General features: G+C 68.0%; 5 protein-coding genes. 1 reads left to right on the forward strand and 4 read right to left on the reverse strand.

Features of this window, described 5'->3' with window-relative positions; translation table 11 throughout:
- Positions 1 to 41 precede the first annotated feature (41 nt).
- Both J4Z35_RS14015 and J4Z35_RS14020 read right to left on the reverse strand, forming a co-directional pair.
- The gene (locus tag J4Z35_RS14015; protein WP_074041108.1) at positions 42 to 347 is read right to left on the reverse strand and encodes a hypothetical protein; all 306 of its coding nucleotides are present in this window, start codon (positions 345 to 347) and stop codon (positions 42 to 44) included.
- A gap of 134 nt (positions 348 to 481) precedes the next feature.
- Positions 482 to 718, reverse strand: a complete 237-nt coding sequence (locus J4Z35_RS14020; protein ID WP_040014825.1) for a hypothetical protein — start codon at positions 716 to 718, stop codon at positions 482 to 484.
- 318 nt (positions 719 to 1,036) lie between these two features.
- Here J4Z35_RS14020 and J4Z35_RS14025 point away from each other — a divergent pair, with 318 nt between their 5' ends.
- Complete coding sequence (locus J4Z35_RS14025; RefSeq protein WP_006946253.1) at positions 1,037 to 2,536, forward strand: neutral zinc metallopeptidase; 1,500 nt, start codon at positions 1,037 to 1,039, stop codon at positions 2,534 to 2,536.
- A 9-nt stretch (positions 2,537 to 2,545) separates the two neighbouring features.
- Here the strand turns inward: J4Z35_RS14025 and J4Z35_RS14030 are convergent, their stop codons facing one another.
- Both J4Z35_RS14030 and J4Z35_RS14035 read right to left on the reverse strand, forming a co-directional pair.
- Positions 2,546 to 4,384: an ABC transporter ATP-binding protein gene (locus tag J4Z35_RS14030; protein WP_208065679.1), complete on the reverse strand. Its 1,839-nt coding sequence runs from the start codon at positions 4,382 to 4,384 to the stop codon at positions 2,546 to 2,548.
- A gap of 152 nt (positions 4,385 to 4,536) precedes the next feature.
- Complete coding sequence (locus J4Z35_RS14035) at positions 4,537 to 4,881, reverse strand: hypothetical protein (protein WP_208065680.1); 345 nt, start codon at positions 4,879 to 4,881, stop codon at positions 4,537 to 4,539.
- Positions 4,882 to 5,066: the final 185 nt, after the last annotated feature.

Genomic DNA, 5,066 nt, shown 5'->3' on the forward strand with positions numbered 1-5,066 from the left:
ATCGGGTACCGCCCTCCTGACGTTCCGGCCGAGCCGAGCCGTCAGTAGATACCGTCGACGGCACCCGCCGGGCGGAAGTCGCCGATGACGCTGGAGGCGACCGTCTGCCCGAGCGCGACGCTCTGGTCGCGATGACGATCGGAGCTGCCGCTGTTCCTAGAACCGTCCGCGTATGAGGCAATGGTGCGGGCCAATCGGTTGTACTCCGCGACCTTGGCGTCGTAGTAGCTCTGGCACGCAGCGCCCTGCCCGGACGTGAGGGCGATGGGCTCGAGGGTGGGCGGCAGGGGCGTGTTGGTCATCAACGGGGTGATGCGGATCTCGTTCGTGATGCGGCCCCTGAACATGAAGCCGTCCTGTCAGTGGAATCAGAAGTCCGCCTCGTTGTCGCCCTTGCCACAAGCGGGACAGTGCCGACGAACGTCCAGGTGTAGGTGAGGGTTCCCGTCGTCTTGTCGAAGCCACCGCGCGTGATGGTGTGCTACGAGGTGGACGGCCAGGTCCCCGCCCGCTCGGTGTCCTTGGGTCCGGTGCGCCCGACGACGTCGACGCGCGGCGCCAGGGGGTGGTCGGCCGCGAAGCGCAGGGGGACGTCGCTGTCGTTGCGCAGGTTGAGCCAGGATTCGCCCTCGAATCCATTGGCGCTCAGGACCAACTGGTAGAAGTTGACCGTCAGCGAGCCCTGCTTCGTCGGCAGGTCGGCGAAGGCGAGATCCATGGTCGCCCTGCTCTCAGGGCTGCGTGCGGTGTTCGAGGCTGTGCCGGACGGGCTCGCCGCGGCGATCGTGACGGCGGGGATGCTCCACGCGGTGCCTGGGACGACGGTGCGGCGGGGTCATCAGAGGAAATTGACCGGCCGTCCAGAGTGTTCTCTGAGGCCGCTCAGGGGCGAGGCGGCGCTGGTGAGCACCCTCCACACGCGCATCCGATCCTGTCGCGGAGGCTCTCCGCCCCGCGCTAACCTCGACGCATCGGCCGGCCATCGGGTGGCTGCCGACGCGCGCGAGAGGCGCGCCGGACACAGGAGGGTGGCTCCATGGGGATGACATCACGACGCGCGACCAAACGCGCCGATCTGCCGGGCACCGACGCGGCGTCACGGCGAAGCGCAGCCGCGCGCGGCCGCATCATGCGGGGCACGGTCGTCACCGTCGCGGCCGCGCTTGCCGTGACGGGGTGCACGAGCGCCACGACCGGTGGCTCCTCGGCGCCCACCTCGGCGCCCGCCTCGGCCACCACCTCGGGACACACCGGCGCCGCGTCGTCGCCGTCCGCGAGCACCCCCGGATCGCAGGCGTCCACCTCGAGCCAGCCCATCGATGTGTCGAAGGTCGTCGTGCGAGGCGACCGGCGCAGCGACGCCGCGAAGCTCGCGACGGCCGCCGTCGCGGACCTCGAACGCTACTGGGGTCGGCAGCTGCCAGCGGTCTACGGCTCGGCGTTCACACCCATCAAGGCCTACTACTCCGTCGACACCAAGGCGGGACGCCGTTCACCGTCGGTCTGCGGTGACGTCACCGGAAATGCCTACTACTGCTACGAGGACGGGGCGATCGCCTGGGATTCGACGGGCCTGCTCACCGACATGCGCAGCGCCTACGGCGACATCGCGCCGCAGGTCATCATGGCGCACGAGTTCGGGCACGCGGTGCAGCACCGTTTCGGCTACCGCGGCAAACCCGTCGTGCAGGAGCTGCAGGCCGACTGCTTCGCCGGCGCCTGGCTCCATCACGCGATCGACGACAAGGTCGTCGCCGCCTCGTCGGAGACGCCGACGCAGGCCGCCGCCGCGATCCTCGCGGTGAAGGACCCTGTGGGTGAGGACCCGCGCTCCGAACAGGCGCACGGCAACGGCTTCGACCGCGTCAACTCCTTCCAGACGGGCTACGACGACGGCCTGAAGGCGTGCAAGGCGTACACGAGCGAGGAGCCCGTCGTCACCGAGCTGCCGTTCACGAGCTACACGGACGCTGCGAGCGGCGGGAACCTGCCGTACGAGTCGGCGATGCAGAGCGGCGCCTACGACCTCGACGACTACTGGGAGCACACCTACCCCCAGGTGACGAACGGTCAGCAGTGGAAGCCGATGGGCAAGCTGACGCCGTTCGCGACGAGGAAGCCGGCCACGTGCGGCGACGAGACGGTGACGGACGCCGTCGCGTACTACTGCCCGAGCGACGACTCGATCGGGTGGAACGACGACGTCACGCGTGAGATCTACCGGGAGACAGGCGACTTCGGCCCAATCGTGCTCCTGGCCGCGCAGTACGGCAAGGCGGCCCTGAGCCGCTCGGGCAAGCCGCTCGGCGACGACGCCGCCGATCGCGGCGTCTGCTACGCGGGTGCCTACTCCGCCGACGTCATCCTGCACAACCGTCCGCAGACCAGCTCGTTCACGATGTCGCCTGGCGACCTCGACGAAGCCATCCAGGCACTGCTCATGGTCGGTGGCTCCGACGGTTTCGACCTCATCCGCGCCTACCGCAAGGGTGCGCTCGACGGGCCGAAGGGCTGCGCCGGCGCCAAGGTGTCCTGACGGCGGTGCTCACCCGGCGATGTCGTAGGCCTTGAGGCGCTTCTTGTCGCGCTTCGACCCCGACGCCTGCAGGGCGAGCAACTCGGCGTAGATGCCGCCGGAGGTGGCGAGCTCAGCGGGCGGGCCGACCTCGTCGATGCGTCCGTCGCGCAGGGTGACGATGCGGTCGACGGCGCTGATCGTCGACAGGCGGTGGGCGATGATGAGGGACGTGCGGCCCTCCATGAGCTCGTCGAGGCCGGCCTGCACGAGTCGCTCCGACTTGGTGTCGAGCGCGCTCGTCGCCTCGTCGAGGATGAGGATCGGCGCGTCCTTGAGCATCGCTCGCGCCACGGCGATGCGCTGCTTCTGGCCGCCGGACAGCTTGAGGCCGCGTTCGCCGATCGTCGTGTCGTAGCCGTCTGGGAACTGGCGGATGAACACGTCGGCGTTGGCGCGTTCGGCCGCGGCCCGGATCTCCTCGTCGGTGGCCTCGGGGTGGCCGTAGGCGATGTTCTCGCGAATCGTGCCGCTGAACAGCGACGCGTCCTGGAACACGACGCCGAAGTCGCTGCGCAGCTCGTCGAGCGGCGTCTCGGCGGTGTCACGGCCGAAGACGCGTAGGTGCCCGTCATGCACCGTGTACAGCCCGAGCAGGAGGCTGATGAGCGTCGTCTTGCCGCCGCCGGACTCGCCGACGAACGCGACACGTTCACCCCGTTCGACGGCCAGCGTGATGTCCTTCAGCACGTCCCGGTCGGCGTCATAGCCGAACGAGGCGTGATCGAACTCGATGACGGACCCGGTGCATGCGGCGGCGCGCGCACGCGCGGCGTCGATCGTCGCACCCGGCGCGGTGTCGGCGGCGCCGAGCAGGTCGAGGCCCTCCCGCTCTGGTCGTTCGTCGAGGACGCGGAAGTAGTCGCGGCTGCCGGCGACAGCCCGCTGGCCCGAGTCAATGAGGTAGCTCATCATCATGACGGGCTGACGCGCCATGTTGACGAGTTGGATGAGCAGCACCATGTCACCGATGGAGAAGTGCCCCTCGACGGTCTGCACGAAGATGATCGAGTAGACGCCGAAGAAGATGACGTTGAGGGCGCCGCGTCGCGCGCCGTCCATGAGGTGCCAGTAGCGCGACTGCTCGCGAGTCGTCGCGACGGTGCTCGCGTACCGCTCGTCGAACGACGTGAGCTCGCGGCGCTCCTGACCGAAGCTCTTGACGACGCGGATCTGCCCGACGACCTCGGCAAAACGTCCGCCGGCGATGTCGAACTGGCTGTTCTTCTCGCCCTCGAGCACCTGCCACTTCTTGCTCGTCAGCGTCGTCAGGTACATGAAGACGGGGAAGACGATGAGCAGCAGCAGCGCGAGCGGCCACGAGTAGATGGCGGAGATGACGAGCACCGCGAACGTCGTCAGCAGCATCGGCAGGAAGTTGTTCGCGAACGAGTTGAGGAACTGTGTCGTCTCCGAGATGTTCCGCGAGAGGCGGTTGATGATCCTGCCCGTCAGCTCACGGTCGAAGTAGCTCTGCGGCAGCGTCAGCAGCTTCTCGAAGTAGCGCGTCGACAGGATGCGGCGCAGCCGCACCGCCGTCACGTCGCCGATGTACCCGCCGATGTTGCTGATCGCCGTGTTCGCGAGGTCGGCCACGAGCAGGGCCACCGCGAACCACATGATGGTCGTGACGTGCCCCGACGGGTTCGCGCCCGTCTTGACGACGGAGACCACCTCGTCCGTCGCACCCGAGATGATGAACGGCATGACGAGCGACGTCGCCGTGATGAGAACCGAGCTGACGACGATCGCGAGATACGACGGCCACAGCGCGCGGGTGGAGGACAGGATCTTGCCGATGCTTCGCACGGATGAAGCGTGCCACCCGGCGACGACAACCCCGAAATCTCGCGGCGACGCGGTGTCCGGTGGCCGACACGACGACGCGGGCCGCCCCGGAGAAAGAAGGTGCAGCCCGCGGTGTCGGAGCGGCCGGTGCGTTCGGCGTCGCAGCGGTGTCGTCAACACGTGTTCGATGCGTCGAGCGACTTGACCTGGCACGGCAGCGTCGTGCCGTCGGGCAGCGTGACCGTGACGTCCTGTACGTAGCTGAGTCCGCCCTGCGCCACACCGCACCCGAGCGGGGCGACGGCGTTCGAGTAGTTCGTGATGAAGCGACCCGAAGGGCCGGTGGTGAAGTTGCGGCACGTCGTACCCGTGTCGTAGATGACGCCGCCGCTGACACGAGGTGTGGGGGCGCCACAGGTGGATGCCGCCATCACGGGGGCAGCGCCCGCAACGGTGACGGCGGGGATGCTCCCGGCGGCCCCTCGGGCGACGGAGCGGCGTGAGATGGGTCTGGTCATGTGGATCCCCCAGGCGATGAAACGTTTTGTCGAGCACACTCAGCTCTTCACTTGAGATCGCCGTCATCAAACGACGGGCCGTTCGTGGTGTGGGCAAACTCATGCGCTTCTGGGTGTACCGCGAAGTTGAGTGGAATACGCGCAACTTTGTTGCAGTTATACCTGACGTTGATGATGGAAGGGCC

The sequence above is a fragment of the Dermacoccus sp. NHGro5 genome (assembly GCF_017565385.1).
In the GTDB taxonomy this organism is placed as follows: Bacteria; Actinomycetota; Actinomycetes; order Actinomycetales; family Dermatophilaceae; genus Dermacoccus; species Dermacoccus nishinomiyaensis.